Annotated in this window: 1 rRNA gene; it reads left to right on the forward strand. The window is 51.2% G+C overall.

Annotation, left to right across the window (positions count from 1 at the left end):
* Window positions 1-186 precede the first annotated feature (186 nt).
* Window positions 187-3,078: ribosomal RNA gene (locus tag JN524_RS27115) — 23S ribosomal RNA — on the forward strand.
* Window positions 3,079-3,225: the final 147 nt, after the last annotated feature.

A 3,225-nucleotide genomic window follows, 5' to 3' on the forward strand; every position in this document is an offset into this window, starting at 1 on the left:
TGATTTCTAGTCTTTTGATTAGATCGTTCTTTAAAAATTTGGGTATGTGATAGAAAGATAGACTGAACGTTACTTTCACTGGTAACGGATCAGGCTAAGGTAAAATTTGTGAGTGACTCTTAAGAGTTTTGCGAATTTTCGGCGAATGTCGTCTTCACAGTATAACCAGATTGCTTGGGGTTATATGGTCAAGTGAAGAAGCGCATACGGTGGATGCCTTGGCAGTCAGAGGCGATGAAAGACGTGGTAGCCTGCGAAAAGCTTCGGGGAGTCGGCAAACAGACTTTGATCCGGAGATGTCTGAATGGGGGAACCCAGCCATCATAAGATGGTTATCTTGTACTGAATACATAGGTGCAAGAGGCGAACCAGGGGAACTGAAACATCTAAGTACCCTGAGGAAAAGAAATCAACCGAGATTCCCTTAGTAGTGGCGAGCGAACGGGGACTAGCCCTTAAGTGGCTTTGAGATTAGCGGAACGCTCTGGAAAGTGCGGCCATAGTGGGTGATAGCCCTGTACGCGAAAGTCTCTTAGTCATGAAATCGAGTAGGACGGAGCACGAGAAACTTTGTCTGAATATGGGGGGACCATCCTCCAAGGCTAAATACTACTGACTGACCGATAGTGAACTAGTACCGTGAGGGAAAGGCGAAAAGAACCCCGGAGAGGGGAGTGAAATAGATCCTGAAACCGTATGCGTACAAGCAGTGGGAGCCCACTTTGTTGGGTGACTGCGTACCTTTTGTATAATGGGTCAGCGACTTATTTTCAGTGGCGAGCTTAACCGAATAGGGGAGGCGTAGCGAAAGCGAGTCTTAATAGGGCGTCTAGTCGCTGGGAATAGACCCGAAACCGGGCGATCTATCCATGGGCAGGTTGAAGGTTAGGTAACACTGACTGGAGGACCGAACCGACTACCGTTGAAAAGTTAGCGGATGACCTGTGGATCGGAGTGAAAGGCTAATCAAGCTCGGAGATAGCTGGTTCTCCTCGAAAGCTATTTAGGTAGCGCCTCATGTATCACTGTAGGGGGTAGAGCACTGTTTCGGCTAGGGGGTCATCCCGACTTACCAAACCGATGCAAACTCCGAATACCTACAAGTGCCGAGCATGGGAGACACACGGCGGGTGCTAACGTCCGTCGTGAAAAGGGAAACAACCCAGACCGTCAGCTAAGGTCCCAAAGTTATGGTTAAGTGGGAAACGATGTGGGAAGGCTTAGACAGCTAGGAGGTTGGCTTAGAAGCAGCCACCCTTTAAAGAAAGCGTAATAGCTCACTAGTCGAGTCGGCCTGCGCGGAAGATGTAACGGGGCTCAAACCATACACCGAAGCTACGGGTATCACGCAAGTGATGCGGTAGAGGAGCGTTCTGTAAGCCTGTGAAGGTGAGTTGAGAAGCTTGCTGGAGGTATCAGAAGTGCGAATGCTGACATGAGTAACGACAATGGGTGTGAAAAACACCCACGCCGAAAGACCAAGGTTTCCTGCGCAACGTTAATCGACGCAGGGTTAGTCGGTCCCTAAGGCGAGGCTGAAAAGCGTAGTCGATGGAAAACAGGTTAATATTCCTGTACTTCTGGTTATTGCGATGGAGGGACGGAGAAGGCTAGGCCAGCTTGGCGTTGGTTGTCCAAGTTTAAGGTGGTAGGCTGAGATCTTAGGTAAATCCGGGATCTTAAGGCCGAGAGCTGATGACGAGTTACCCTTTGGGTGACGAAGTGGTTGATGCCATGCTTCCAAGAAAAGCTTCTAAGCTTCAGATAACCAGGAACCGTACCCCAAACCGACACAGGTGGTTGGGTAGAGAATACCAAGGCGCTTGAGAGAACTCGGGTGAAGGAACTAGGCAAAATGGCACCGTAACTTCGGGAGAAGGTGCGCCGGTGAGGGTGAAGGACTTGCTCCGTAAGCTCATGCCGGTCGAAGATACCAGGCCGCTGCGACTGTTTATTAAAAACACAGCACTCTGCAAACACGAAAGTGGACGTATAGGGTGTGACGCCTGCCCGGTGCCGGAAGGTTAATTGATGGGGTTAGCTAACGCGAAGCTCTTGATCGAAGCCCCGGTAAACGGCGGCCGTAACTATAACGGTCCTAAGGTAGCGAAATTCCTTGTCGGGTAAGTTCCGACCTGCACGAATGGCGTAACGATGGCGGCGCTGTCTCCACCCGAGACTCAGTGAAATTGAAATCGCTGTGAAGATGCAGTGTATCCGCGGCTAGACGGAAAGACCCCGTGAACCTTTACTATAGCTTTGCACTGGACTTTGAATTTGCTTGTGTAGGATAGGTGGGAGGCTTTGAAGCGTGGACGCCAGTTCGCGTGGAGCCATCCTTGAAATACCACCCTGGCAACTTTGAGGTTCTAACTCAGGTCCGTTATCCGGATCGAGGACAGTGTATGGTGGGTAGTTTGACTGGGGCGGTCTCCTCCTAAAGAGTAACGGAGGAGTACGAAGGTGCGCTCAGACCGGTCGGAAATCGGTCGTAGAGTATAAAGGCAAAAGCGCGCTTGACTGCGAGACAGACACGTCGAGCAGGTACGAAAGTAGGTCTTAGTGATCCGGTGGTTCTGTATGGAAGGGCCATCGCTCAACGGATAAAAGGTACTCCGGGGATAACAGGCTGATACCGCCCAAGAGTTCATATCGACGGCGGTGTTTGGCACCTCGATGTCGGCTCATCACATCCTGGGGCTGAAGCCGGTCCCAAGGGTATGGCTGTTCGCCATTTAAAGTGGTACGCGAGCTGGGTTTAGAACGTCGTGAGACAGTTCGGTCCCTATCTGCCGTGGACGTTTGAGATTTGAGAGGGGCTGCTCCTAGTACGAGAGGACCGGAGTGGACGAACCTCTGGTGTTCCGGTTGTCACGCCAGTGGCATTGCCGGGTAGCTATGTTCGGGAAAGATAACCGCTGAAAGCATCTAAGCGGGAAACTTGCCTCAAGATGAGATCTCACTGGAACCTTGAGTTCCCTGAAGGGCCGTCGAAGACTACGACGTTGATAGGTTGGGTGTGTAAGCGCTGTGAGGCGTTGAGCTAACCAATACTAATTGCCCGTGAGGCTTGACCATATAACACCCAAGCAATCTGCATGCTCGAAAGAGACCAGATTGCGGTGTGTGAAGACGCAATGAACCGAAAGTTCGCGCTGCTCACAAACACCTGTATCACATACCCGATTTGCTGAAGCGAGGCCAACCGGTCACGAGTCAGTACCC

The organism is Pseudomonas sp. MWU318 (assembly GCF_016756945.1).
Lineage (GTDB): Bacteria > Pseudomonadota > Gammaproteobacteria > Pseudomonadales > Pseudomonadaceae > Aquipseudomonas > Aquipseudomonas putida_A.